Source organism: Ruegeria sp. CI1 (genome assembly GCF_056536925.1).
Genome location: NZ_JBQFQP010000004.1, coordinates 16,074 through 42,227 on the forward strand (window position 1 = coordinate 16,074; position 26,154 = coordinate 42,227).

17 protein-coding genes are annotated in these 26,154 nt (G+C 64.6%); 7 read left to right on the forward strand and 10 right to left on the reverse strand.

Translation table 11 applies throughout. The features are described 5' to 3' along the window. Positions 1-9 precede the first annotated feature (9 nt). Complete coding sequence (locus ACR0LZ_RS05670) at positions 10-765, reverse strand: hydroxypyruvate isomerase family protein (RefSeq protein ID WP_480748805.1); 756 nt, start codon at positions 763-765, stop codon at positions 10-12. A gap of 167 nt (positions 766-932) precedes the next feature. Between ACR0LZ_RS05670 and ACR0LZ_RS05675 the strand changes: the two genes are divergently transcribed. After that, complete coding sequence (locus ACR0LZ_RS05675; RefSeq protein ID WP_480748806.1) at positions 933-1,871, forward strand: DMT family transporter; 939 nt, start codon at positions 933-935, stop codon at positions 1,869-1,871. An 80-nt stretch (positions 1,872-1,951) separates the two neighbouring features. On the opposite strand, the gene ACR0LZ_RS05680 is transcribed toward ACR0LZ_RS05675, so the two are convergent. Continuing rightward, positions 1,952-2,533 (reverse strand): DUF1285 domain-containing protein, encoded by a 582-nt coding sequence (locus ACR0LZ_RS05680; protein WP_480748807.1) that lies wholly within the window; start codon positions 2,531-2,533, stop codon positions 1,952-1,954. 64 nt (positions 2,534-2,597) lie between these two features. On the opposite strand from ACR0LZ_RS05680, the gene ACR0LZ_RS05685 reads away from it, so the two are divergent. The 4 genes from ACR0LZ_RS05685 to ACR0LZ_RS05700 are packed head-to-tail and all read left to right on the forward strand — an operon-like array spanning position 2,598 to position 9,275. Continuing rightward, a complete protein-coding gene (locus ACR0LZ_RS05685; RefSeq protein WP_480748808.1) occupies positions 2,598-3,605 on the forward strand; it encodes an AAA family ATPase in 1,008 nt (335 codons plus the stop codon). Further along, positions 3,602-4,477: a DUF58 domain-containing protein gene (locus tag ACR0LZ_RS05690; RefSeq protein WP_480748809.1), complete on the forward strand. Its 876-nt coding sequence runs from the start codon at positions 3,602-3,604 to the stop codon at positions 4,475-4,477. Before ACR0LZ_RS05685 ends, ACR0LZ_RS05690 begins: the two co-directional genes overlap by 4 nt. Then, on the forward strand, positions 4,474-7,236 hold the full coding sequence (locus tag ACR0LZ_RS05695) for a DUF4159 domain-containing protein (RefSeq protein WP_480748810.1): 2,763 nt from the start codon (positions 4,474-4,476) through the stop codon (positions 7,234-7,236). Before ACR0LZ_RS05690 ends, ACR0LZ_RS05695 begins: the two co-directional genes overlap by 4 nt. Continuing rightward, positions 7,233-9,275: a hypothetical protein gene (locus ACR0LZ_RS05700; protein WP_480748811.1), complete on the forward strand. Its 2,043-nt coding sequence runs from the start codon at positions 7,233-7,235 to the stop codon at positions 9,273-9,275. Before ACR0LZ_RS05695 ends, ACR0LZ_RS05700 begins: the two co-directional genes overlap by 4 nt. A gap of 6 nt (positions 9,276-9,281) precedes the next feature. On the opposite strand, the gene ACR0LZ_RS05705 is transcribed toward ACR0LZ_RS05700, so the two are convergent. Genes ACR0LZ_RS05705 through ACR0LZ_RS05720 form a run of 4 tightly spaced genes read right to left on the reverse strand, consistent with a single transcriptional unit; the run spans position 9,282 to position 18,150 of the window. Next, positions 9,282-10,124: a 2-keto-4-pentenoate hydratase gene (locus ACR0LZ_RS05705; protein WP_480748812.1), complete on the reverse strand. Its 843-nt coding sequence runs from the start codon at positions 10,122-10,124 to the stop codon at positions 9,282-9,284. A gap of 13 nt (positions 10,125-10,137) precedes the next feature. Further along, positions 10,138-12,174, reverse strand: coding sequence for a penicillin-binding protein 1C (gene pbpC / locus ACR0LZ_RS05710; protein WP_480748813.1), 2,037 nt, complete (start codon positions 12,172-12,174; stop codon positions 10,138-10,140). Continuing rightward, the gene (locus ACR0LZ_RS05715) at positions 12,167-12,730 is read right to left on the reverse strand and encodes a putative glycolipid-binding domain-containing protein (RefSeq protein WP_480748814.1); all 564 of its coding nucleotides are present in this window, start codon (positions 12,728-12,730) and stop codon (positions 12,167-12,169) included. The genes pbpC and ACR0LZ_RS05715 overlap by 8 nt, the downstream gene beginning before the upstream one ends. Then, positions 12,727-18,150, reverse strand: coding sequence for an alpha-2-macroglobulin family protein (locus tag ACR0LZ_RS05720; RefSeq protein ID WP_480748815.1), 5,424 nt, complete (start codon positions 18,148-18,150; stop codon positions 12,727-12,729). The genes ACR0LZ_RS05715 and ACR0LZ_RS05720 overlap by 4 nt, the downstream gene beginning before the upstream one ends. Positions 18,151-18,286: 136 nt before the next feature. Between ACR0LZ_RS05720 and ACR0LZ_RS05725 the strand changes: the two genes are divergently transcribed. After that, a complete protein-coding gene (locus tag ACR0LZ_RS05725; protein WP_480748816.1) occupies positions 18,287-20,521 on the forward strand; it encodes a response regulator in 2,235 nt (744 codons plus the stop codon). Positions 20,522-20,540: 19 nt separating this feature from the next. Then, positions 20,541-20,993 (forward strand): VOC family protein, encoded by a 453-nt coding sequence (locus tag ACR0LZ_RS05730; RefSeq protein ID WP_480748817.1) that lies wholly within the window; start codon positions 20,541-20,543, stop codon positions 20,991-20,993. Here the strand turns inward: ACR0LZ_RS05730 and yaaA are convergent. The 4 genes from yaaA to ACR0LZ_RS05750 form a co-directional block, all read right to left on the reverse strand. Continuing rightward, positions 20,984-21,754 (reverse strand): peroxide stress protein YaaA, encoded by a 771-nt coding sequence (gene yaaA, locus ACR0LZ_RS05735; protein WP_480748819.1) that lies wholly within the window; start codon positions 21,752-21,754, stop codon positions 20,984-20,986. The genes ACR0LZ_RS05730 and yaaA overlap by 10 nt on opposite strands. A 35-nt stretch (positions 21,755-21,789) precedes the next feature. Continuing rightward, a complete protein-coding gene (gene recQ / locus ACR0LZ_RS05740) occupies positions 21,790-23,829 on the reverse strand; it encodes a DNA helicase RecQ (protein ID WP_480748820.1) in 2,040 nt (679 codons plus the stop codon). 90 nt (positions 23,830-23,919) lie between these two features. Continuing rightward, positions 23,920-24,207: a YggT family protein gene (locus tag ACR0LZ_RS05745; RefSeq protein WP_480748821.1), complete on the reverse strand. Its 288-nt coding sequence runs from the start codon at positions 24,205-24,207 to the stop codon at positions 23,920-23,922. Between the two features lie 70 nt (positions 24,208-24,277). Continuing rightward, the gene (locus ACR0LZ_RS05750; protein WP_480748822.1) at positions 24,278-25,798 is read right to left on the reverse strand and encodes a pilus assembly protein TadG-related protein; all 1,521 of its coding nucleotides are present in this window, start codon (positions 25,796-25,798) and stop codon (positions 24,278-24,280) included. Positions 25,799-26,154 lie beyond the last annotated feature (356 nt).

Here is a 26,154-nt window from a genome sequence, read left to right on the forward strand (position 1 = left end):
CAGCGCGCATCATTGCCGCATCCAGTGCAGTGTGTCCACAGTGCGCGGGGTCGACGGGGTATACTCGGCGCTGACCCAGCCGTCATAGCCGCTGGTATCGAAGGCGTGGAACAGCGCCGGAAAGTCGATTGCGCCGGGCGCGGGTTCGGAGCGGTCGGGGGCTGCGCCGATCTGGATATGGGCCACCCGCGCGCGGACCCTGTGCCAGACCGCCAGCGCGTCGCCGTGGATCATCTGGGCGTGAAAGCTGTCGAATTGCAGGCCGACATTGGGACGGTTCACGCGGTCGAGGATCTCGGCGGCGAGATTGTAGTCATTGAGGAAATAGCCCGGTTGCGAGACCGGGTTCAGCGGTTCGATGGTGAAGCGCTGATCCGGAGCGTGATCGGCGGCCCATTGCAGGTTGCGCACCAAGGTGTCTGCCGCTTCGTCCCCGGTTGCATAACCGGACATCAGATGGACCAGACCGGGGCGAAGGACCTGAACATAGCGCAAAACGCGGCGGATGTCGGAGCGAAACCGGGCCTCTCCGTGCGGTATGGCGGCATAGCCGGGGTCGCCGCCGGCATAATTTGGCGGCGGTGCATTGATCAGGACCAGGTCCAGACCCGAGGCGAGCAACGCATGTTTGGTCTGTTGTGCCGGGGCATCATAGGGAAACAGGATCTCGACGGCCTCGAACCCCGCATCCGCAGCTGCCTGAAACCGGTCGAAGAACGGCAATTCGTTGAACAGCAGGGACAGGTTGGCGGCAAATCTGGGCATGGCGGCTCTCGCGTGGTGTGGCCAAGTCATAGACGGGTAAAATTTCCGGTGAAAGGGTCAGGAAACGACAGTTTGTCGAAAACAGTTCAGACCTGCGGGGGCAATTCGCGTTGCGTCGGGCAGAACCCGATTCGGGTTTTCCACCCTGACCGACCGAAAGAGCCGCCATGTCGCTTAGTCCGGACCCCGTCCGAGGATTTGCACCCGCCGCGCCGGGCCGGGACGTGTTTTCGGGAAACGCGCTGGCGGTTGCGTCGATGCTGACCTGGGCCGCCGGGTTTCCGGCGGCGGAGATCCTGCTGCAAAGCTGGCCGCCGCTGACGCTGATCGTTGCCCGTCTGGCGCTGACCGTGAGCGTGCTGGTTCCGGTCTGGCTGATGCTGGATGGCCCTGCCCGCGTGTTGCGGGCGCGGTGGGGCCGCGCCCTGTGGGTCGGCGGCATCGGGTTTGGCGTGGGGACCTATCTGTTGCTGATCGCGCAGAAGATGACCGATCCGGTCACGGTGGCGCTGATCGTGTCCTGCGCGCCGCTGTTCAGCACGATGCTGGAAATGGCCGCCGGAACCCGGCGGCTGCGGTGGACCTTTGGTCTGGGCATGGGGGCCTCGGTCATCGGCGGGCTGATCGCCACAAGTGCGCTGGCCCCGGCGCAACTGGGGCTGGGTGCAGCCTGCGCGGTACTGTCCACCGGGCTTTACTGCTGGGCCAGCATGGCCACGGCGCGCGATTTTCCCGAACTTGGCCAGACCGGACGCGCGGCGATCACCTTTGTCGGTGGTCTGTTGGCGGCGAGCGGTCTTTTGTTGTTTTCGTGGCAGGCCGGGCTGGATGTGATACCGGCCCTGCGCTTTGACACGGAACAGGCCGGAATGCTGGTGATCTATGCCCTGATCTCGATGGCGCTGAGCCAGGTTCTGTTTGTCGCCTCGGTCGGGCGGCTGGGCATTGCGGTGGCCTCGTTCCACATCAACGTCGCGCCGTTCTATGTGATGATCATCATGCTGACGCTGGGGGCCGGGTGGAACTGGACGCAGGCCCTTGGCGCGGCGATCGTGGGGCTGGGCGTGGTTTTGTCGCAGATCCGGCCCGGTCGCGCGCGGCGATAGGGCGGAAGGGGCGCTGCCCCTCTTGCCCTGCGGGCAATTCACCCCGGGGTATTTGGGACAAGAAAGAAGCGCGGGTTTGTTCAGCTGTCTTCGAGATCCTGCGACGGGAGGATCGGGAAGAACCGGCCCGAGGACCAGATGCCGAACCAGCCGTCGTGATGAGTTCCGAGCTCGATCAGCCGGTAGAAGCTTTTGCGGTCGATCCGGGCTTCGAGGTCGGCGCGGATCAATACATAGGGCGAGGGTTCATCCGTTTCCGGATCGTGAACGACGCGGATGGGATGGCCGGGACCGGCAATGGCGGTGTCGCCGACATGGGTCGTGAAGGTCAGGTGCTGCGCCGCGCCGTCACCCGTGGCGTCCACATCGACGGCGACAAACGGCGCGTCATCGACAGTGATTCCCACCTTTTCGACGGGGGTGACGAGGAAATACTTGCCGTCTTCCTTCTTGAGAATGGAGGAAAACAGGCGCACGAGCGGGAACCGGGTGATCGGCGTGCCCTGATAGAACCACGTGCCATCGCGCGCAATACGCATGTCGAGATCGCCGCAAAAAGGGGGATTCCACAGGTGGATCGGTGGCAGGCCCTTTGGTTTGGACGCCTTGACCGATGCGGCCAGGGCATCGGCGGAGGGGGTCACGGTATTTTGTCCGCTCATTGTTTTTGCCATTTCCTCCCGGCGCGATACACTTCAATCATATAACTCCACGGAAGGGAAAGCCATGTCCGAACCTGCCGAGCTCGTCGCCGAGATCGAAGCGCTTGAAGAAAAGCTGCAACAGGCCAAATCCTCGATCACCCGCAGGTTCATCGGGCAGGAGCGGGTTGTCGACCTGACGCTGACCGCGCTGTTGTGCGGCGGGCATGCGTTGCTGATCGGGCTGCCGGGGCTGGGCAAGACGCGGTTGGTCGAGACGCTGAGCACCGTGATGGGGCTGCATGGCAACCGCATCCAGTTCACGCCCGACCTGATGCCCGCCGATATCCTTGGCTCGGAGGTGCTGGACACCGCCGAGGATGGATCGCGCCATTTCCGGTTCATTCAGGGGCCGATTTTCTGTCAGCTTTTGATGGCGGACGAGATCAACCGGGCCAGCCCGCGCACCCAGTCGGCGCTGTTGCAGGCGATGCAGGAGCGGACGGTGACGGTGGCGGGCGAGGACCGGGCGCTGGGCGTGCCGTTTCACGTTCTGGCCACGCAGAACCCGATCGAACAGGAAGGCACCTATCCGTTGCCCGAGGCGCAGCTGGACCGGTTTCTGGTGCAGGTCGATGTCGACTATCCCGACCGCAAGACCGAGCGCGATATCCTGATCGCCACGACCGGGGTCGACGAGGAGCAATCATCGCAGATCTTCACCAAGGAAGAGCTGCTGGCCGCGCAGGTGTTGCTGCGCCGGATGCCGGTCGGCGAGTCGGTTGTCGAGTTGATCCTTGATCTGGTGCGCGCCTTCCGGCCCGAGGAGACGGGCGCGTCGGAGCGGGTGCGCGAGACCGTGGCCTGGGGGCCGGGGCCGCGCGCGGCGCAGGCGCTGATGATGACGGTGCGGGCGCGGGCGATGCTGCAGGGGCGGCTGGCACCCAATGCGGAAGACGTGATCGACATGGCGCGACCGGTGCTGAGCCACCGGATGGCGCTGAACTTTGCCGCGCGGGCGCGGGGCGACAGCCTGGCCGACCTTATTGAAGCCACCGCCGCGGGGCTGACCCGCAGCGAGGCGGCGGCGTGAATGCGGCGCTGACCCTTCGCGAAAGATCCGAGGCCGAGGCGTCACGGCTGCCACCGCTTTTGGCACGGGCCGAGCATCTGGCAGGAACAGTGCTGCTGGGGGATCATGGCCGTCGCCGCGCCGGTCTGGGTGACGATTTCTGGCAATACCGGCCTGCACAGGTGGGTGACAGCAAGCGGATGATCGATCACCGGCGTTCGGCACGGGGGGATCAGCAATATGTGCGAGAACGCGAGTGGCAGATCGCGCAATCGGTGATGTTGTGGGTGGATCAGGGCGCATCGATGCGGTTTACCTCGGACAAGGCGCTGCCAACCAAGATCGACCGGGCGCGCCTGCTGGGGCTGGCGACCGCGATCCTGCTGGTGCGGGGCGGCGAGAGGGTCGGGTTGAGCGGAACGTCCTTGCCGCCCCGGCGCGGCAACGCGCAGGTGGTGCGGCTGGCGCAGGCCTGGGCCAAGGACGCCGAGGCCGACTATGCCCCGCCTGAACACCGCGCGATGATCCCGCATTCGCGGGCGCTGTTCATCTCGGATTTCCTGGGTGATCTGGGCGAGGTGGAACTGGCGTTGACCAAGGCTGCGGACCGGGGCGTGCGGGGCCTCCTGCTGCAAGTGCTCGATCCGGGTGAAGAGAGTTTTCCCTATCGGGGGCGCACGATCTTCGAGAGCGTCGGCGGAAGCCTGCGGCACGAAACCCTGAAAGCGGGTGATTTGCGCCAGCGCTATCTGGACCGGTTGGCCGAGCGCAAGGACGCCTTATATCAGTTGTGCCGTGCGACGGGCTGGCAGTTTGGGCAGCATCACACCGGCGAAAGCGCCCAGGCCGCCTTGTTGTGGCTGTATCGCGCCCTGGATGGAGGCACCCGATGACCGTGCTGGCTGGCATCGGTTTTACCGCGCCCTGGCTGTTGCTGGGGCTTTTGGCGTTGCCGGTACTGTGGCTGATCCTGCGGGCGGTGCCGCCGGCGCCGATCCGGCGGTTGTTCCCCGCCGTCACGCTGCTTTTGGGGTTGAAGGACGATGAAAGCGTGTCGGACCGCACGCCCTGGTGGCTGCTGCTGCTGCGGATTCTGGCGGCGGCGGCGATCATCATCGGGCTGGCCGGACCGGTGCTGAACCCGTCACGCGACGGGGCGGGCAGCGGGCCGGTGCTGATGGTGCTGGATGCAAGCTGGGCCGGGGCGGCGCGCTGGCCTGCAACGCTGAACCAGATCGATGCGCAGCTGACCGAGGCGGGGCGTGCCGGACGGCCCGTGGCGATTCTGCGCCTCACCGACCCCGAGCCGCCGGTTTTCCTGGCGGCTGAGGCATGGCGCAGCCGGTTGCCCGGATTGGTGCCGCTGCCTTGGCAGCCGGGAGAAGTTCAGATCGACGCCTCATTGGCGGCGCTTGATACGATTGAAGGCGGATATGACACGCTGTGGTTCAGCGACTCGCTGGATTATGCGGGGCGCGACGACGTGCTGGCGGCGTTGCAGGATCGGGGCGGCGTGACGGTCTATCAGACCGGCGCACAGGTGATCGGCCTGTTGCCCGCCCGGTTCGAGGATGGCGCGGTGCAGCTGACTGCGGTGCGATCCCACCCGGCACCGGCGCAATCGGTGACAATTCAGGCCGAGGGGCGTGACCCGGCAGGCACCATGCGGGTTTTGGAAACCGCAACGGCGGAGTTTGCCGATGGGGAGACGCAGGCCGGGGTCGCGCTGGCGCTGCCGTCCGAGTTGCGGGCGCGGATCACCCGGTTCGACATCGCAGGCCAGCGGTCGGCCGCAGCGGCCAGCCTGACGGATGACAGTCTTCGGCGGCGCGAGGTCGCGCTGATCACCAACAGCAGCAACCGCGAGGGGCTGGAGCTGTTGTCGCCTCCGCATTATCTGACCCAGGTTCTGACCCCGACCGTCGATTTCGTGGATGGCGACCTGCTGGAGGTGCTGCCCGCCAATCCGGATGTCATCGTGCTTGCCGATATCGCCACTTTGTCGGCGCGCGAGGAAACCGCGCTGATCGAATGGATCGAAAAGGGTGGCCTGTTGCTGCGATTCGCGGGCACGCGCATGGCGGCAAGCGATCTGGGCCGGGATACGGACAACGCGCTGTTGCCCGTGCGCCTGCGCAGCGGCGGCCGCACGGTGGGCGGCGCGATGAGCTGGGGCGAAGCCAAAGGGCTTGCGCCCTTCCCCGAGTTTTCGCCGTTTCACGGGTTGACCATCCCCGATGAGGTGACGGTGACCACGCAGGTAATGGCGCAGCCCGGACCGGATCTTGCCGGAAAAGCCATTGCCTCGCTGACCGATGGTACACCGCTGGTCACGCGCAAACCGCTGGGATTGGGGCAAGTGGTGCTGTTCCACATCTCGGCGGATGCGGAATGGTCCACCCTGCCCCTGTCGGGCCTGTTCGTCGAGATGCTGGACCGGCTGGCGGTGACCTCTGCCGCCAAGTCGCAACAGGTGGAGCTGTTGCAAGGCACGGTCTGGGCGCCGGATCAGGTACTGGACGGGTTTGGCGACTTGTCGGATGCGGGCAACCTGCCCGGCGTCGATGGCGCGGATCTGATCGAGGGGCGCGCCGGGCCTGAGCTGCGCCCGGGTATTTATGTGAACGACACGCAAAGGCTGGCGCTGAACGTTCTGCCAGAGGGGGAGGTGCTGGAACCGGCAGCCTGGCCGGTGGATGTGCCGGTCAAGGGCGTGGAGGTCGAGCGGGACATGCCGCTGGGTGGCATCTTGCTGAGCCTGGCGCTGATCCTGCTGGTGGTGGATGTGGTGGCGTCACTGGCGCTGTCGGGGCGGCTTTGGCAGGCGCGCGCAGCGGTGCTGGTACTGGGGATCGTGCTGGGGGCACCGCAAGTGCAGGCACAGGCCGGTGACGATATCGACTTTGCGCTGTCCTCGACCAAGGAACTTGTGCTGGCACATGTGCTGACAGGGGACAGTCAGGTTGACGATGTCGCGCAGGCGGGGCTGCGCGGGCTGTCGGACACGCTGTTCTATCGCACCTCGGTCGAGCCTGCGGAACCGGTGGGGGTCGACCTGGAGCGTGACGAGCTGGCGTTCTTTCCCCTGCTCTACTGGCCGATCACGCCCGATCAGCCGGAGCCGTCGGCCGAAGCCTATGCCCGGCTGAACACCTATCTGCGCTCGGGCGGGATGATCCTGTTCGACACGCGCGATGCGGATATCGCCCGGTTCGGCGTGGCCAGCCCGAATGGCCGCAAGTTGCAGGCGCTGGCGGAGCCGCTGGACATTCCGCCGCTTGAGCCGGTGCCGCACGATCACGTACTGACGCGCGCCTTTTACCTGTTGCAGGATTTTCCGGGGCGTCATGCCGGGACCGAGGTTTGGGTCGAATCCGCGCCCCCCGACGCCGAACAGATCGAGGGCATGCCGTTCCGCAACCTCAATGATGGGGTGACGCCGGTGGTGATCGGCGGCAATGACTGGGCCGGAGCCTGGGCGGTGGACCGCAATGGCCAATCCCTGCTGCCGGTCGGACGCGGATACGCCGGAGAGCGTCAGCGTGAACTGGCGCATCGCTTTGGTGTCAATCTGGTGATGCACGTGCTGACCGGGAACTACAAATCGGACCAGGTGCACGTGCCTGCCTTGCTGGACAGGTTGGGACAATGACCGGAACCGTCATATTCGATCCGCTGATCCCCTGGCCGGTTCTGGCATCGGTTGCGGCACTGGCCGTGGCCGGGATCGTTCTGGCCCTGTGGCGGGGATTGTCGGGATGGGCCTTGCGCGGACTGGCGGCGCTGATCCTGATCGCGGCGCTGTCCGGGCCGGTCTATCAGATCGAGGACCGCGCGCCGCTGACCGACATCGTGCTGATGATCGAGGATGAAAGCGCCAGCCAGAAACTGTCGGACCGCGAGCAGCAGACGAGCGAGGCCGCCGAGCGGCTGGCCGGGATCATCGAGTCCCGTGACAACACCGAGCTGCGCCGCATTCGCGTGGGCGACGGACAAGGCGACGAGGGCACGCAGGTGATGCGGGCCTTGACCGAGGCGCTGGCCGAAGAGCCGCGTGCCCGTATTGCCGGGATCATCGCGCTGTCGGACGGGCTGATCCATGACGCCGATCAGACCCCCGACCTGCCCGCGCCGATGCATCTGCTGCTGACTGGCAGATCCGGAGACTGGGACCGGCGGCTGATCGTCCGGAACGCCCCGGCCTTTGCCATCATCGGCGAGCCGATGACCCTGATCCTGCGGATCGAAGACAGCGGCGACGCGCCTGCGGGCCGCGCCGTCGCACCGCTGGAACTGTCGGTCGACGGGGGCGAGCCCGAACGGTTCGACCTGCCGATCGGGCAGGACATAGAGGTGCCGATCACCCTGCCGCATGGCGGGCGCAACGTGATCCAGTTCACGGTCCCGGCGGCCGAGGGCGAGCTGACCGACCGCAACAACACCGCGCTTATCCAGATGAACGGCGTGCGCGACCGGCTGCGGGTGCTGCTGGTCTCGGGCGAGCCGCATCCGGGCGGGCGGACGTGGCGCAACCTGCTGAAATCGGACAGTTCGGTCGATCTGGTGCATTTCACCATCCTGCGCCCGCCGGAAAAACAGGACGGCGTGCCGGTGGACGAGCTGAGCCTGATCGCGTTTCCGACTCGCGAACTGTTTCTGGAAAAGATCGACGATTTCGATCTGATCATCTTTGATCGCTACAAGCGGCGCGGCATCCTCCCCGCCATCTATCTGGACAATGTCACCGACTATGTGAACAAGGGCGGCGCGGTTCTGGTGGCGGCGGGGCCGGATTTCGCCACCGCCGATTCGATCTTTCGCTCTCCGCTGGCGCCGATCCTGCCTGCCCAGCCCACGGCGCGGGTATTCGAGGAGCGATATGTTCCGGAAGTGTCCGATCTGGGCCAGCGTCACCCGGTGACCACCGAACTTGGCAATCCCGGCGACTGGGGCGCGTGGCTGCGCCAGATCGATGTGCGGGATCGTTCGGGCGATGTGCTGATGACGGGAATCGAGGACCGCCCGCTGCTGGTTCTGGACCGTGTCGGAGAGGGGCGGGTGGCGCTTTTGGCTTCGGATCACGCCTGGCTGTGGAGCCGGGGATACGAGGGTGGCGGGCCGCAGCTGGAACTGCTGCGGCGGTTGGCGCACTGGATGATGAAGGAACCCGAGCTTGAAGAAGAAGCCCTGTGGGCCGAGGCCAATGGCCAGAGCATGCGAATCATCCGCCGCACGCTGGAAGAGGAGGTCGGGCCGCTGACGGTGACCCGGCCCAATGGCGACAGCGAGGAGCTGACGCTGGAAGAGGTCTCTCCGGGGCGGTTCGAGGCACAGTATTTCGGGCCGGAGATCGGGTTGTATCGCCTGCGCGAAGGCGAGCGCGAGGCGGTGATCGGTCTGGGGCCTGCCGCACCCAAGGAATTCGAGCGCACGATTGCCAGCGGCGAGATCTTCGAGCCGCTGTTGGCCGGGCTCAAGGGTGGCGTCATGCGGCTGGAGGCCGGGCTGCCCGCGATCCGGTCGGTACGTGAGGGGCGGCCCGCCTCGGGGCGTGGCTGGATCGGGCTGACGCCGCGCGGAGCTTACGAGACGCGCGATGTTACCCAGGCCGGGTTGTTGCCGCCGTGGCTGGTGCTGTTGCTGGCCTCGGGCTTTCTGCTGGCCGGATGGCTGCGCGAGGGGCGGCACTGAATCCCGTTATTTGAATGCTACGCTGACCCTTGGATCACCGGGCAGGCCGATATAGCTGACCGAGGCACCGCCCTTGCCTTTTGCGGGCGGTATCAGCGGCCCGAAAGAACCGACGGAAATCAGGTCGCCGGGTTTGAACGTGATCCCCCTGGACCTCAACCAGAGGGCCGAGTTCGCCGGATGGCCCAGAACCGCCGTTCCGGGGGCGGTTGCCAGAACCTCGCCATCTGCCGCGCGCAGCGTCACCTGCATCGCGGCCAGCGCCTGCGACATGGCGGCGGGGTCGTCGACCGGGATATCTGCGCCCATGACGCCAAGCCTTGACCCGACACCGGCGGCGGTCAGGGTGACGGCGGTGAGCGGTTCACCTTCGGCCAGGATGAGATCAGGCAGTTCGATGAACGGGCGAACGGCAGAGATATGGGCCATCACTTCGTCTGGTGTGGTGGCCTGATTGATGCCTTCGTCCCCGACGACAAGGATCAGGTCGGCCTCGAAAACCGGGCGCGCACCCCAGTTGGCGGGAATTTCGGAACCGTCAGGCAGCATCATGTCGCGATAGAGAACGCCCTGCACGGGCTCGCTGACACCGAACCGGTCCTGCGCGGGTTTGCTGGTCAGGCCCGCCTTGTAGCCGATGAGCGGCCCGAGATGCGGTGTCAGCGCAGCGGCCAGTTTCGCCTGAGCACACAGCGCGTCATCCATGCTGCCGTCGGGCACAAGTGCGGAGGTTGCCGTGTTCGACAGGTAATCCGCGACAAAGGCGTCGATCTGCGCGTCGGAGGCGCAATCGGCAGTGGCGGATGTGGCGGCGAGGGTGGCGGCAAGCGTCACAATCAGGCGTTTCATGATGTCATCCCTTTCAATCGATCGCGATGGAGATCCGGTCTGACCGGCCTTTTGCATCCACGAGGACAAACGAGGCATAGCCCCGGCCCGGGTTTGGAATTTCGAACTCGGTCTGCCGGATGCCGGTGGCGACGGGGCGGCCATCGGCCAGCAGAGAATAAGGGCCTTGTCCGCCACGCAGCTTGACGGTCAGCGGTGTACCATCAGTCGCCAGTCGCGCGCCGTCGGGAGGAAACAGCAGTTGCGGCGCACCGGTTGCGGGCTGGAACGCGGCAGAGCGGGGCCGGAATCGCTGCAGCGGCGCGGGCAGGTCCGCAACGCCGACGATCAGGGTCGCGGGTGGCGGCGGCGGCAGCGGGTCGAAGGCGGGTTTCAGTCGTCCGAACGCCTCGAACAGCACGGGTGCGGCCAGATCGCCGCCAAAGGCGCCGGGTACAGGAGTGCCGTCGGCCCGGCCCAGCCAGACGCCGATCACATGCCGCCCGTCATAGCCGATGGCCCATGCGTCGCGGTGGCCGTAGGACGTGCCGGTCTTGTAGGCGAGCACATTTGCGGGGGCACTGGGCGGCGGCGCGAGACCCGCCAGAATATCGCCGACCTGCCATGCGGCCACGTCGGAAATCACCCGTGCTGTGTTGCCCGCCGGATCGGTCAGGCGGTCGCGCAGCAACGGTCCCTGACCGCCAGCCGCCAGCGTGACGTAAAGCTGCACCAGATCGTTCAGGGTGATCCCCACCCCGCCCAGCGACACCGCAAGACCCGGCGCGCCGCCGGTGAGGCGCGGGTGCGCGCCCGCCCGGTTCAGCGCAGCCATGATGCGGCTTGGCCCAAGCTCGTGCGTCAGGCGGGCGACGGGAATGTTGAGCGACATCTGCAACGCCTCGCGCACCCGTACATCGCCGCGGAACATTCCGTCGAAATTGCGCGGCGCATAGCGGCCGAACATGACAGGGCCGTCATGGATCAGGGTTTCGGGATGGGCCATGCCCTGATCGAACGCCAGCCCGTAGACCAGCGGTTTCAGGGTCGAGCCGGGCGAGCGCAGGGCGGTGGTCATATCCACGAAGCCCTGCCGCGTGTCGTCATACCCGGCAGAGCCGACCGAGGCGAGGATGTCGCCGGTCGTATAATCGGCAACCATCATCGCGCCAGAGACCCGCGCCCCGGCGCGGGCGGCGGCGCGGGCGACCAGCGGTTCGAGTTGTGACTGCAGCCGTGCGTCGATGGTCAGATCATGGGTCTGGGCCTCGGGCGCGTCAGCGATCGCGCGATCCGCCGGATGCGCGGCCAGTTGCGGAAAGGGGCGCAGCATCACGGGCGTCGGCTCGGTCAAGGCCGCCCGAACCTCGGACAGTGGCAGGGCGTTCTGGTCGGCCATCCGGCGCAAAACCCTGTCGCGCGCCTGAGCGGCCGCAACGGGGTGCCGGTCGGGCCTGCGGGTTTCAGGCGATTGCGGCAGGGCCACGAGCAGCGCGGATTGCGCCGGGGTCAGGCGGCGCGGCTCTTTCCCGAACCAGGCCAGTGTCGCGGCGCGCACGCCTTCGAGATTGCCGCCATAGGGCGCGTGGGTCAGGTAGAGGTCGAGGATATCCTGTTTGCCCAGCTGCCGTTCCAGTGCCAGCGCCACCCGGATCTGGCGCAGCTTGCCGCGCCAGCGGCCCGTCGGGCCATTTTCCAGCAGGCGCGCGACCTGCATCGTCAGGGTGGAACCACCCGACACCACCTGCCCGTTCCACAGCGCCTGTGCGGAGGCGCGGATCATCGCCAGCGGGTCGACGCCCGAATGGGTCCAGAAGCGTTTGTCCTCGTACCGGATCAGCATTGCGACAAAATCCGGATCGACCGGCCCCGGCTGCAATCGCCAGAGGCCGTCCTCGACCGGATAGGCCCGCAGCAACGCGCCGTTGCGGTCCCGTACCTCGGTCGATGTCTGCGCCAGTGTCGACGGCAGAACGGTGCGGGCAATCCACCCGTCTGCCGCGTCGCGCGCAAGTGCGGACAGGAACAGTCCCGCGGCAAGACCCAGCAAGATGCGCGCCGGACTAGCCATCGACCCAGCCTTCCCACAAGCCGGGATATGCGGTAACGAAGCCCGATCCGTGGACCTCAAGCTCGGCCTCGAAGTTTGGCGAGCTGTAACGGATGCCGGTTGCGTCGATGCGGGTATAGATCTGGTTCAGCCGTTCCAGCATGCCCAGACCGGGTTTCAGCCAGGCGGCGCTGACGTGGGCGCTTTGGCCCCGGGCCAGCGACAGGCGGCGCAGGGGAAGCAGGTTGGTGGCCGGGGTAAAGCTGAGGTCGAGATCATGGCAGTTGGCGGTGTTGTCCTGCATCTCGTCATTCAGAACCCACCCCTGCGGCCCGCGATGCAGGCGCAGCGCAATGGCGCGCCCGCCGATGTGGCCCGCCACATCCGCCGACAGGCTGTACCAGTCGGGATCGCAGCGCACGTCATAACTGAGACTGGCATCAACGCCATCGTCATGCCAGAGCGCCTGACCGACCAGCATCCAGCCCTGATCCAGTTGCGACAGGGTGCAACGGTCGGTGCCCTGGATGTCGAGCCGACGCCAATGGGCCGAGGCGACGGCCGTGCGCCCGGTCATTGCACCGCGACCCGCCCGGTGCCGGTCCAGGCGCGGTTGCGGGGGCGGTACATATCCTCGACCGAAGCCGCCGGGTGGTGAAAGCTGCCCGGCGTGACCGCGCGGGCGACATAGGCCAGCGTTATGGTGACTGGGCCGAACTGATCCACCGCTGCAAGGAACCGGTCAGACCGGAATTCGGCATGGGTGGCCTCGGAAAGGCTGAGCCAGTCGAGCGCACGCACATCACCCGATCGCAAGAGGTTGGGGTTGTCGATCTCGATCCCCGCCGGGAGCGGATCGTTGATCATCAGCCGGGCGCCGCCATCCTCGAACGGGGTCACGGTCAGAACCGTCACAAAACGTTCGCCCACGGCAAAGTTGCTGCGATCAAGCGGCGCGCCATCCATCGAGAAATACTGGCGGGTGAGGGAATACCCCGTGCCGCCCGCCTGTGGCGCGACCTCGGGCACGCCAGAGACGGTGAGGGTGATGTCGGTGCTGTGCCCGTCGGCGGCGGTGATGTTGAGCACCTCGTCCGCCGCGTCCGCCAGCACCTGCACGAAGGGGCCATCGACGGGCTCGCCATTGACCTGCAGGCCGGATCGTTCGGGCGTCTGCACCAGCGCATGGGCGGCCAGCAGGGACCAGGCGGCCTCTTGCGTCGACAGTGCGCCGGTGTCGGAACTGATCCGGGTTACCAGTGCGTCGCGGTCGATGGCGGCGCTGCCTGCCTCGGTCGCCAGCGCAAGCAGCCCGGCGGCATCACGCAGCGGTGTGCCATAATCGGCGCGCCAGAGCGTTTCGTCCTGCGCAGGGCGGTTCGCCACCATGCGCGCGGCGCGGGCAAACATGGTGTCGGCGCGGGTCTGGTCGCCATAGGCCGCCAGCGCCGCCCCCAGTTGTGCCGCCGCCAGCGGGGTCGAAAACGCCTGGCCCTTGACGTCGGCATAATAGCGCAGATCCCCCATTGCCGCCGCACCTTCGCGCGCCAGCACCATCAGGGCATAGGCGATATCCTCGCCCCCCTGATCGAAATCGGGGGCATAGCTGATGCGGTTGCGCAGGTTGTCCATCGCCTGAGCAAAGGCGCGGTCGGGAACAGCATGGCCCTGCGCGCGGGCGCGGGACAGGAAGTCACCCACATAGGCATCAAGCCAGAAATCGCCGCTTTCGGCGCGCCAAAGGCCAAAGGAGCCGTTTCCGGCCTGCCGGGTCAGGACGCTGCGGATCGCGGCGTTGATCCTGTCGGATACCGCGGTTCGGTTTCCCAGCCCCGTGGCCTGCGCCACCGAAGACAGGTAGAGCAGCGGCAGGGCCTGGCTGGTCACCTGTTCGGTGCAGCCATAGGGATAGCGGTCGAGCGTGTCCAAAAGGCCCGGCGCGTCGAACCGCGCCAGTGGCCCGGCAGACAGGACAGCCTTGCCGGAGCCGGGGTGCAGCCCGGCAAAGACATCGGCCGAGAACAGGAAGCTGTCACCCGCGCCCAGCGCGAAGCGGCGCGTCTGGGCCACGACCGGATCGTTGGCACGTACTGGCAGGGTCAGCGATTGGGTCAGAGCGCGGCCATCGGGTGTTGTGACGGTCACGTCGATCGCCGGATCGCCCAGCGCGGTAGCGCGCACGGGGATCTCGAACACCGCCTTGGCCCCTTCCTCCAACGTGAAACCGGCGGGCGTGTCTCCCAGATCCAGCGCCGCTGAGGCGGCAAGGGTCAGGCCCATATCCCCGGCGGGACCATCGGCATGGACAATCTCCAACAGCAGTCGGCTGGTGTCACCGGGAGCCAGGTATCGCGGCAGGCTGGCGGTCACGACCACGGGGTCGCGCACGGTCATCTCGGCCTCGGCCTGTCCCACCGCGCGGGCAGACCAGGCGACCGCCATCAACCGTACCGTGCCGTTGAAGGCGGGCAGAGGCAGGTCAATCACGGCCTCGCCGTTGGTGTCCACTTTCACCGGGCCGGAGAACACCGCCATCAGATCCTGCGTCGGTGGCGGTGATTGCATGCGCAGGCCCGCATCGCTGTCACCTCCAGAACGCACGGTGCCCATCGCGCCGTTCATGCCATCGATCAGACGGCCATAGACGTCGCGCAGTTCGACCCCAAGACGGCGCTGGCCGAAATAGTATCCCGTTGGATCGGGGCTGTCGAAGCCCGTGAGGTTCAGGATGCCCACATCCACAGCCGCCAGCGTCAGCCAGGCCTGTTCTCCTTCGGCAACGCCGTCAACCTTGATGCGGGCCTGTTGGGTCTGGCGCGGTTCGGCCACCGGAGGAACCTCGATCGACACCGCAAGTTCGCGCCCCGGCGCCGCGACGGCAGCATGGGCCACGCCCAGCGCACGGGCCGGGTTCTGACCGGAAGTGACATCCATCGGGCGGATCACGGTCGCGGTTACATAAGCGCCCGCGCCCCAAGCCTCGGTCACCGGCAGGGGAATGACGCTTGCGCCCTGGGGTACGTCGATGGACTGACGCAAGATCACCCGGTTCGACAGGACGGCGATCTGCGCGATACCCGCTGCGCGCGGCACAATCCGCAGCTGCGCGGTGTCGCCGGGGCGATAGCTGTCACGGTCGAGCGACATTTCCAGTCGGTCGGGCGTGGCGGTGGCATCAGCGGCCTGATACCAGCCTGCGTGGAAATCCACGGCAGCCGCGGCATAGTCGCCGTCCTGCCGTTCGATCACCAGTTCATACCGGCCCCAATCGACCGGCTGGCTGAGCGGCAGGGGATCGATGCCCAGGTCGGCCTCGCCCGTGGCGATGCGGGTGCGGCGCGTGGTGGGTTCCCAGTTCCAGTTGCCGTAGAGCTGATACCATTGATAACGCGTCTCGACGCGGTTCAGTGTCCAGCGCACGCGCATGTTGGCAGGCGTCAGATCGGGCGACAGGGCAACGATCTGAAACGCGGCCTCGGCCCCTTCGGCCACCACGTCGTCGAACATCGGCTTGATGCCGATCACCGGGGTTTGCGGCAGAACGGGCGCAGTCAGGCGGCGTTCGACCGGTCGGCCCGAGCCGTCGGCCAGACGGGCGATCACCGTCGCCTCTAGTGGCTTGCTTGGCAAATCAACCGAAGGAATTTCAACCGCCACGGTCGCCTGACCCTGAGCATCGGTGCGCGCACCGCCGAAATGGCTGGATGGGGAAGGATTCGGAGCGTCATAGCGGCCAAAACGATAGCCTTCGTACCCAGCCACGGTTTCGGCAGCGCGCAGAACCACCTGCCCGTCGATGGTCAGGTCGGAACCCGGCGCGCCAAAAAGATATCGTGCCTCGATTTGCAGCGGCGGGCTGTCACCGGGGCGCAGGGGCGTGTTGGGCAGGGCCAAGTCGAAGTCGATGCGCTCGGGCAGGAAATCCTCGACCAGCACGGTCTGGCTGGCCAGTGCGGGGCCTTGCGGATCGGTCCTGAGTTCGATCCGCCAGGTGCCGCGCGGGGCGTCGCCCGCCACGGGCATGACAAAGACGTGGCCGCCTGCTTTGCCGCCGTCCGAGACCGCGCGGCGGTATTCGACACCGTCGGGTCGGCTGAGGATGGCGGTCAGCGGCAGTCCTTCGACCGCCTGCGCCCGGTCATCGCGGGTCAGGGCGGTCAGATGAATGGTCTCGCCCGCGCGATATGCGCCGCGATCGGTTGTCAGGAACACGTCGACCGGCCCGGCGGGCGGGCGCCCCTCGACCCCGCGATCGGACAGGTCGAAGGCGGGATCGGTGAGCGGCAGGAAGGAGAAATCGCTGCCACTTTCTGCGAGGATCAACGCCGGGGCTGCCGCCCCGCGCCCGCGCGTGAGACCGGGATCGAACCGGGCATAGCCGTCGGCATCGGTTGTGGCCTTTGCAATCACGGCATTGGCCTGAGAGATCAGCGAGACTTCGACGCCCGCGCGCGAAGTGGCGTCACCGAGGCTCCGGACAGCTACATGCAACCCGTCGGTGCCCGACATCGAGCCGAGGCCCAGATCGGACAGAACGAACCACTGGGTCGCGCCGGGGTCGTCATAGGGATCGGCACCCGGTACCCGCGCAGTCAGCGCATAGATGCCCGCCGGTTGCTGCGCGATTGCGGCCCCCATCGGCAGACGGGAGGTCATGTCGCGGTTGAGCTCGGATTGCACCTCGGCGGTGCCGGTCCAGACTTCCTGAGCAATCTCTGACGTAAACTGCTGATCCTGCCAGTGACTGAGCGGGCGGCCAAAGAAGCCGTCCTGTACCGCGCGCAGCAGGTTTCGGTCGCTGATCCGGCGAAGTTTCAGATCAAGCCGGGTCAGGTTGACGGTCTCGACCGGCAGCGCCGCATCGGCCGCTTTGGGCAGAACGTAGCTGCGGCCGGGAAAGCGGACCGATGGCGCGCGGTCGCGGACATAGTGTGTCAGCTCGACATCCTTGATCAGCGCCTCGCCCGAGGCGGCGGGCAGACCCTGCCGGATGACGAGGCGGTAACGCTTGCCATGCTCGACCCCATCCACGCAAAGCTGGCGGTCATCGGCCTGTACCACGAGCTGAGGTTCGGGCAATTGCACGAATGGTTCGTAGTCGACGCCGGCCTGCACCAGCGGTTCGGAAAACTCTGCGCAGATGCGTGGCTGGGCAGCATCGCTTTCAACAGTGGTATCCGTTATGCGAAAGCCGTATTTCGCCACCGCCGCTTCGAGGGCGGCCAGGATGTCAGCGCGCGGCTGCAGGTCCGAGGCCAGCCGCAGCGCCGAGACCATGTCGCGGCCCCGATCGCTGCGTTCCAGCGCGTCGCCCATCACCGACAGGGCGGTCGCCCGCGCAGCGGGGGCTTCCGCGCGCAGATAGGCATTCACCGCTGCGTTCAGTGCCCGCATGGAATAATCGCGCTGGCGTTGCCGGTCGTCGCCCGGGATATCCAGCAACAGGCGCGCGTAGTCGGCCCACAGATCGCCCCGGTCAGTAAGCGATACCGCGATACCGGTCCAGCGCATCGCCAGTTGCGGCGTGTCGGCGGCGTGGGCCGCCGCCAGAACCGATGCCGGATCGAACCCGCCGCCGGGATGGCGTAGGCCAAGATCGCGGGCCTGGTTGCGCGCGCGCGCCAGATCGTCATCGCTCAGGAACGGCAGTTCTGCGGAGCGAACGCGGGACAGTGCGAGCGCCTCGTCGCCTGTCGCAATCTTTTGCGCCGATAGCGCGCCCTCGTAGATGTCCTGCCGCGATACGCCGGATTTCGGGAAACACGCGTTTGAACGGGTGTTGTAGGTGAAGGCGGCACATCGGCTGTTGGCGGAACAGGCCCGCACACAGGATTGCAGGTCGGTGTCGAACAGGGGGTCCAGATCCGAGCCATAAAAATCGGCGTCACGGGTGACGACAAAGCGGAAATCAGCGGTGCCGGATTGGGCATGCAGGTCGTTCGCTCCGGAAAAGATCAGCAAAATCAAGGAAATTGAGAAAAATGCAAAGCGGCGCATGGCGACCTCCTGTTTGGTCTCAAGGTGACACGGGCGGCCGTGCCTTTGCAACGCCAGAGACGCGGCCAAGACAGGTTTAAACAGTTTTTCACCTAATCACCCGATGCTGCGCCGAGACTGTCAGGGAAACCGAAGAATGAGCCTTGCCGACAAACTGGCCCGGGAACGGCGCGCGCGACTAGCGGCCGAGCGGCGGCTGGACCTCAAACAGGCGGAACTGTCTGCTGCAAACCGCAAGCTTGGCCAGCATGCGATGGCCTTGACGAAAGAGATTGGCGAGACCCGCGCCGAAGTCGCCACCGTGCGGGATGAAAATGAAAAGGTGAAATCAGATCTCACGGTAGCAAATGCCAAGATCGAAGTGGCCGAACGCCGGTTGTGGCATTCGATCCAGACCATTCAGGACGGGTTCGCCTATTATGACGCCGATCACAGGATGATCGGTGCGAACACCGCCTATCTGAGTGTTTTCGATGGTCTGGACGAGGTTGCACCCGGCATATCCTATATGCGCCTGCTTGAGATCCTGACAGATGAGGGCCTGATCGATCTTGGCGAACAGTCCGCATCCGAGTGGCGCGACATGATGCGCAACCGCTGGCTGTCGGACATTCCCGAACCGATCGTGATCCAGCTCTGGAACCGGCAATATGTCAAGCTCATCGACCAACGAGGCCATGGCGGCGATATGGTCAGCCTGGCGCTCAACATCACCGCGACTGTCCGTTACGAGGCCGAGTTGCGCGCCGCCCGCGAAAAAGCCGAAGCGGCGAACCGGGCGAAATCGGCCTTTTTGGCCAATATGAGTCACGAAATCCGAACGCCGATGAACGGCATCGTCGGCATGTCGGAACTGCTGACCGATACCGTGCTGGACGAAGAACAGCAAACTTATGTCGACACCATCCGCAGTTCGGGCGAGGCATTGCTGGTCATCATCAATGACGTGCTGGATTATTCCAAGATCGAGGCTGACAGGCTGGTGCTTTACCCCGAAAGCTTTGATCTGGAACGGTGCATCCACGAGATTGCCATGCTGATGCAACCGACGGTTAGGGAAAAGGGATTGTCGCTGCTGGTGGATTACGACCTGTTCCTGCCGACACTGTTTGTCGGCGATCCGGGCCGGGTGCGGCAGGTATTGACAAATCTGTTGGGGAACGCGGTGAAATTCACCGCCAAGGGGCATGTGCTGATCCGGGTGACCGGCGTTCCGGATGCCGAAAATGGGACATGCAGCATCCATATGGCGATCGAGGATACCGGCATCGGTATCGCCAGATCGAAAATCGACCACATCTTCGGCGAGTTCAATCAGGTCGAGGATGAGCGGAACCGCGCCTTTGAGGGCACCGGGTTGGGCCTGGCCATTTCGCAACGGCTGGTCGAGATCATGGGCGGCAGGATCTGGGTGGAAAGCGAAGAGGGGCAAGGCACCTGTTTCGGATTCCGGATCACCCTGCCGACAGCCGAAGGGCCACAGCCCGTTCCCCCCAGCCTGACGGAACGTCTGCATCATGTCATGGTGGTGGATGATCTGGCGGTCAACCGGGCGATTCTGGAAAAACAGCTTGACCGCCTGGGGGCAAGGGTGACGTCGTGCCGGTCGGGGGCCGAGGCGTTACAACGACTGGATGAGAGCGTCGATTTGATCCTCAGCGATCATCACATGCCCGATCTGGAAGGGCTGGAGATGGCGCGCCTGATGCGCGAGCGGGGATGGGATGACGTGCCGATCGTCATCGTGACCGCGAATCCCGGTGCGATCCACGGCGATGCAAACCGGCATCTGGTTCAGGGCGTCATGCAGAAACCGGTGCCGCGGGCGGAACTGTTCTCGCGTCTCGAAGCGTTGGGAGCAGTGGTCTTTGATCGGATTCCCGCGCTGGACGACCGGGCGGAAACGGCCGATACACCTGAGCCGGCCATTCCCTCGGGGCAGCTCCGGACGATGCGGGTTCTGGCGGCCGAGGACAACCGGACCAACCAGCTGGTCCTGAGCAAGATGGTCAAGGATCTGGATATCGAACTGCGGTTCGCAGGCAATGGTATCGAGGCGGTGGAAGCATTTTCGGCGTTTGCGCCCGACCTGATCTTCATGGATATCTCGATGCCCAAGATGGATGGTAAACAGGCCGCCGGCGAAATCCGCCGTATCGAGGCAGACAGCGGGCGGCGCGTGTCCATCGTCGCCCTGACCGCGCATGCCATGGCCGGGGATGCCGAGGGGATATTGGCGGCAGGTCTGGATCATTATCTGACCAAGCCGCTGCAAAAGGCCCTGATCCATGAAATGATCATCGAGCATCAACCGTCGGACGCGCGCCCGGTGGTCCCGTCCAGGCCTGAATTGCCTTGTGCGCCCATCTGACCCGACATAGCTTTGAGCCATGATCGAAGACCGTGGATTCCGGCCCCGAGCCTTGGGCGAAATTGCCATCCGCTGCGCCGATATGGCGGCGATGATTGCATTCTATGAGACCGTCATCGGGCTGGAACGGGTGCGGGGGGATCGCGACAGCCCCATCGTTTTTTTCAAGATCGCCGAAGGGTTCGGCGGGCATACCAGCGTGCTGGCCCTGTTCCATCACGACACCGCGCCTCGCCCCGGCGATGCGGGCGGGCCGGTGACGGGCGGCAACTCGGCGCTGCATCACATCGCCCTGTCGCTGCCGTTTGACGAGCAGGAGGCCGTGATGCGCTGGTATGACCAGATCGGCCAGTCCTATCGGGTGGAACAGTTCGGCTGGATCGGCTGGCGCGGCATTTTCACCGCAGACCCCGAAGGCAATACGGTGGAGCTGGTGGCCTTTGATCCGTCGATGCTGGACGGTCAGGCCTGATAGGGGCGGACAAAGACCGGCTTGTCAGGTTCGGACAGATCGGGGCGATGGGCATATCCGCCGCTGTCGAAATCGGTCAGCGAGGCCGGATCGGTCAACCGGTGCTGGATCACGTACCGCGCCATAGCGCCACGGGCCTTCTTGGCGAAGAAACTGACGATCTTTGGCGCACCGCCCTTGTCCTCCATGAAGACGGGCGTCACGACGCGTAGTTTCAGCGCCTTTTGGTCGACTGCGCCGAAATACTCCTGACTGGCGCAGTTGACCAGAATTTCGGAACCGATCTGTTCAGCCTGATGGTTGAGCGCCTTGCTGAGCTGATCGCGCCAATACTCATAGAGGTTTTTGCCGCGCCGGGTTTTCAGCTTGCTGCCCATCTCGAGCCGATAGGCCTGCATCGCGTCGAGCGGACGCAGCACGCCATAAAGCCCCGACAGGATGCGCAGGTGATCCTGCGCCCATGCCATTTCGTCGGCGTCCAGCGAGGTGGCCTCGAGCCCCTGATAGGTATCGCCAGCAAATGCAAGGGCTGCGGGGCGGGTCGCGTTACGATCCGGCGTATCGGAGAAGACCTGAAAGCGGTCGCGGTTCAGACGGGCCAGATCGTCGCTGAGACTCATCAGTTTCTTCAGGTCACCCAGCGTCAGGTTACGGGCACTTTTCGCCAGCCTGATCGCATCCTCCTGAAAGGCGGGTTCGGTCGCCTCGACATCCCGCTCCGCCCAGTCCAGCCGCTTGGCCGGAGAGATCACTACCAGCATATCCGCCCCCAAATTCCCTTGCCATTCCGCCGTATCTAGCCCGCCGCCCCCAGGACGTCCAGAAAGGCCGTGCCGAAACGTTCCGCGCGGCGTTCGCCCAGCACTTGTTCCAGACCGCGCACATCGCCGGGGCGCAGTTGCGCCACCTTGGCCAGCTGTGAGGCCGAACAGGTCAGCGGCTTGTCGATCCCGTCGGGACCACGCGCCAGTTCCGATTGCACTTCGAGCAGGCGGTCATAGACGCCCGCGGTCTCGCGACCGGCCAGTTTGCGCCGCGCCGGATGCAGCGCCGCCGCCTCGCCCGAGATCACTTGGAGGAAGGTCGCGCCATAGCGCTCCAGTTTTTTCGCGCCAACACCGCCGACACGGGCCATGTCATCGAGCGACCTGGGCCGTTTTTCGGCCATTTCGATCAGGGTCCGGTCGGGGAAAATGACGTAGGCAGGCACGCGCGCGGCCTCGGCCAGTGCACGGCGTTTGGCCTTGAGCGCCGACAGAAGCGGCGCGTCCTCTTCGCTCACCATGGTCTTGACGGCGGGTCGGCGGACGGCCTTGTTGATCGTATCCTTGCGCAGGCGGATCGTCGCCTCGGCCTTGAGGATCGGTTTGGCAGCCTCGGTCATGCGCAACGCGCCGTGGCGTTCGGGATCGGGGCGGATCAGGTCGTGCCCCATCATCTGCCGGAAAATCGCCTGCCACTGGGGCCGTGACCATGCCTTGCCGACACCAAAGGTGGGCAGGTCGTCATGGCGGCGGGCGCGCACCTTGTCGGTGTCGTTGCCGGTCAGGATGTCGATCAGGTGGCCCGCGCCAAACCATTCTTCGGTGCGCAGAATGGCCGACAGGGCCATGCGCACAGGGGTGGTGCCGTCGAACACATCTGCCGGGCTGTCGCAGAGGTCGCATTTGCCGCAGGGCTCGGCCTGTTCCCCGAAATATCCCAACAGGGTCTGGCGACGGCAATCCAGCGCTTCGGCCAGCCCCAAAAGCGCGTTGAGCCGCGCGTGGTCAGCGGCGCGACGTTCGGGTGGGGCCAGCCCCTCGTCGATCTGGGACCGACGTAGGCGAATGTCGTCGGGGCCGAACAGGGTCAGGGTCTCGGCGGGCGCTCCGTCGCGACCGGCGCGCCCGATTTCCTGATAGTAGGCCTCGATGGACTTCGGCAGATCGGCATGGGCAACCCAACGGATGTCGGGCTTGTCGATGCCCATTCCAAATGCGACGGTGGCGACGACGATCAGCCCGTCCTCGCGCGCGAAGCGGGTTTCGACAATGCGGCGATCCTCGGCCTCCATGCCGCCGTGATAGTGACAGGCGTTATGCCCGTCTTCGCGCAGGGCCTGGGCCAGCACTTCGGTCTTGTTGCGGGTGCCGCAATAGACGATGCCGGACTGACCCTTGCGGGCATCGGCAAAGTCGAGAACCTGCTTGCGCGGGCCGTCCTTGGCGGCAAAGGCTAGGTGGATGTTGGGCCGGTCGAAACCGCGAAGAAACGTGCGCGGGACCTGACCGTCGAACAGCTTTTCGACGATCTCGTCACGGGTTTCGGCGTCTGCCGTGGCGGTGAAGGCCGCGAGCGGGACGTTCAACGCGCGCCTGAGCTCTCCGATCCGCAGGTAGTCGGGGCGGAAATCGTGTCCCCATTGGCTGACACAATGGGCCTCGTCCACGGCGATCAGGGTGACGTTGATCCGACGCAGCATGCCCAACGCGGACCCGGCAGCGAGGCGTTCGGGCGCCATGTAGAGGAGTTTCAGGCGCCCGGCCTGAAGTGCCTCCCAAACAGCATCGGTTTCCTCGACCGTGTTGCCCGAGGTGAGCGCACCGGCTTCGACCCCGGCCTCCTGCAAGGCACGGACCTGGTCGCGCATGAGCGCGATTAGCGGCGAGATGACAACCGTCACCCCGTCGCGCAACAGCGCCGGAAGCTGGAAACAGAGCGACTTGCCACCGCCGGTCGGCATGATGGCCAACACGTTTTCGCCCGCCGTCACAGCATCGACGATCTCTGCCTGTCCGGTGCGGAAGTCGTCGAATCCGAAGACATCTCGCAGCAATGGCGCGGCGTCCAGCATGTTCGGGTGGCCCTGTTCACAACTTTTGGTGTCTGCTCTTGATGGGCAGTTTCACACACTAAGATTCGGTGAACAAGTGCGCAAAAGAGGTCAGTAGAAATAGACCGCGTTGTTCACCAGAACGATCCGCAACGCATAAACGCCGATCAGCACCACCAGCGGCGCAAGGTCGATGCCGCCCATCGGTGGCAGGATGCGGCGGACGGGGCCATAGATCGGTTCGAGAATGCGGTTCAGCCCATACCAGATCTGCGCCACGAATTGCTGATGCAGGTTCAGAACCTGGAAATTGATCAGCCAGCTCATGATCACATGCGCCAGGATGAAGAACCAGACAACGTCCAGGATCAGCAGCAGGATTTGGATCAGCGACAGCATGGGCACTCCGTTTTCAGACTAGCCGAGACCTAAGCAGGCTCGACCAAAAGAGCAACCCTGCACGTGATCGTCATTGCGTCAGGCGCAGTTTCTGGATCGAGGAAGCGATGGACACAAATGCCTTTTCGATGTCCAGCCCACTCACATCATAGACGTGGCTGTCGGAGCTGGCGCAGTTTTCGATAACTCTAAGACCCTCGGTTGGCGCTTCGAATGCGATGCCGTAGACGATGATGCCCTCTCGTTTCGCGATCCGGCAGATGTTCTTGGTGCGCTGATCCTTGGCGGTCGCGTTAATCCTGGAAAAAGCGGCTTCAAACCACCTGCCGGCGTAACCGTTGTTTATCGGATAGTAGTTGTACAATGCGTTCCAATAAATGGACGCGCGATTGAACAATTCCTGATAGGTCAGCCGGACGGCATCACCCGGCTCGTTGTCACCGTAAGGATGGTCAGACGTGTCAGGCGTGGTTCGAAAATTGTTTTTGTCCGGCCAGTAATACTGGTGATTGTTTCCTTGTGAGAAAAACACCGAATACTGATCTTCCTCGGCGTTGTACCAAACATCAGACAAACCCGACCTTAGCGATGGATTGAGAAGCGGCTGGTCGGTGTTTTTACCATCGGTCATGACGATTACGATCTTGATCACGTCCTTGTCGTAATCAATTGGCCGGCTGGCAAACTCTGCCGGGACGACGCCATCGGCGCTGAGGTCGCCCACGATATCGCGCATGCTGGGGTCCAAAAGTGCGACCCCCCATTTCATGCCGATTTCGATGGACGTGTTGCCCTTGGCGGTCAACTTGTCGATCTGCTCTTTCAGTTTAGTCGCGCTATTGGAAAATGCCGTAATCTCGCTCCCGTCACGGATAGGACAAACCGGGCTCGTTATCGGATCTTCGCTATCGGTAAACGGATCGAAATGCGCGGTTCTTTCAAGCCGATCGTTGCGGTGCAGGTCGGTGTCGCTGAACTGTTCCGGAATAAAATTCACACAATGGGAATAGTCGTGTTCCTGCGTAACGTTGGTGAACTTGTCCAGCAACGTCTCGCCCGCATTGACCTGTGTAGCGTAGGGCACGATCGAGATCGAGGTTTCATCACTTTCGGATTTTTCCAGCAAAAGTTCGACAAACTCTTTTGCCGCGCCCTGCAACAGCGCGATCTTGGTGCTGCCATCCCGGCTGGCTTCCCCCATCGACCCCGAAATATCCAGCACCAGCGAAATCTCGACAGCGCCGATCGATTCTTCGGCGATGCTGCCCGCAACCGCACTCAGGCTGTCCACGCCGGACATATGCATGAAATGCGTGGGCACGACGGTTTCCGCGGTGGCCGTGATCTTGCGGAAGCCAAGGCCCTCGTCCACCTTGACCGCCTTAAGCCGATCTTCCAGCCCCGCCTTCTTCAGGTAGTCCCTGACAACAGCTTCGGGATCGAGTGTCTGGTCGAGGTCCGCGGCACCCAATGTCGCGCGGTCGAGAGTGGATTGCAGGAGGACCCGTTCCCGTTCGTACCGCATCAGGTCAACCCCAAGCCCGACGGTGATCAGGATGATCAGAAACAAAAACAAACCAAGGATCGTCATGGACCCGCGTTCGTTCTTGCAGAATTGCCAAGCCGCAAGGGCAATTGTTTTTGGTGATCTGCCGCAGCAGTCGCGCAACTTATTTGGGAACAACGTCATGAGGCAATCCTCACTGGGCGGATACGGGTTGGGGCTTAAAGTGTGTGTCGGGCCTAGTACCCGACTGTGGCGGTAATTTGGCGGAACTGTCGTAAATCCCATCACTTTTTTCGTAACGCAGGGTAATTTCGGAACAATGTGAAAAACTAATGGAAACAGTTTCCAAATTAGGATCAACGATTCGCGAAGATGCGGAACGCCCGGAAAGGCTTGCCTCATCCTGTGTACTGCCCGCATAAGGAGAACAAAAGGCAGGA

Bases quoted from the DNA above. Each gene is read 5' to 3' on its own strand.
- yaaA (WP_480748819.1), bottom strand. From the start codon at position 21,754: ATGCTGGTAGTGATCTCTCCGGCCAAGCGGCTGGACTGGGCGGAGCGG.
- ACR0LZ_RS05725 (WP_480748816.1), top strand. From the start codon at position 18,287: ATGAGCCTTGCCGACAAACTGGCCCGGGAACGGCGCGCGCGACTAGCG.
- ACR0LZ_RS05675 (WP_480748806.1), top strand. From the start codon at position 933: ATGTCGCTTAGTCCGGACCCCGTCCGAGGATTTGCACCCGCCGCGCCG.
- pbpC (WP_480748813.1), bottom strand. From the start codon at position 12,174: ATGGCTAGTCCGGCGCGCATCTTGCTGGGTCTTGCCGCGGGACTGTTC.
- ACR0LZ_RS05750 (WP_480748822.1), bottom strand. From the start codon at position 25,798: ATGACGATCCTTGGTTTGTTTTTGTTTCTGATCATCCTGATCACCGTC.
- ACR0LZ_RS05680 (WP_480748807.1), bottom strand. From the start codon at position 2,533: ATGAGCGGACAAAATACCGTGACCCCCTCCGCCGATGCCCTGGCCGCA.
- ACR0LZ_RS05720 (WP_480748815.1), bottom strand. From the start codon at position 18,150: ATGCGCCGCTTTGCATTTTTCTCAATTTCCTTGATTTTGCTGATCTTT.
- ACR0LZ_RS05715 (WP_480748814.1), bottom strand. From the start codon at position 12,730: ATGACCGGGCGCACGGCCGTCGCCTCGGCCCATTGGCGTCGGCTCGAC.
- ACR0LZ_RS05700 (WP_480748811.1), top strand. From the start codon at position 7,233: ATGACCGGAACCGTCATATTCGATCCGCTGATCCCCTGGCCGGTTCTG.
- ACR0LZ_RS05670 (WP_480748805.1), bottom strand. From the start codon at position 765: ATGCCCAGATTTGCCGCCAACCTGTCCCTGCTGTTCAACGAATTGCCG.
- ACR0LZ_RS05745 (WP_480748821.1), bottom strand. From the start codon at position 24,207: ATGCTGTCGCTGATCCAAATCCTGCTGCTGATCCTGGACGTTGTCTGG.
- recQ (WP_480748820.1), bottom strand. From the start codon at position 23,829: ATGCTGGACGCCGCGCCATTGCTGCGAGATGTCTTCGGATTCGACGAC.
- ACR0LZ_RS05695 (WP_480748810.1), top strand. From the start codon at position 4,474: ATGACCGTGCTGGCTGGCATCGGTTTTACCGCGCCCTGGCTGTTGCTG.
- ACR0LZ_RS05705 (WP_480748812.1), bottom strand. From the start codon at position 10,124: ATGAAACGCCTGATTGTGACGCTTGCCGCCACCCTCGCCGCCACATCC.
- ACR0LZ_RS05685 (WP_480748808.1), top strand. From the start codon at position 2,598: ATGTCCGAACCTGCCGAGCTCGTCGCCGAGATCGAAGCGCTTGAAGAA.
- ACR0LZ_RS05730 (WP_480748817.1), top strand. From the start codon at position 20,541: ATGATCGAAGACCGTGGATTCCGGCCCCGAGCCTTGGGCGAAATTGCC.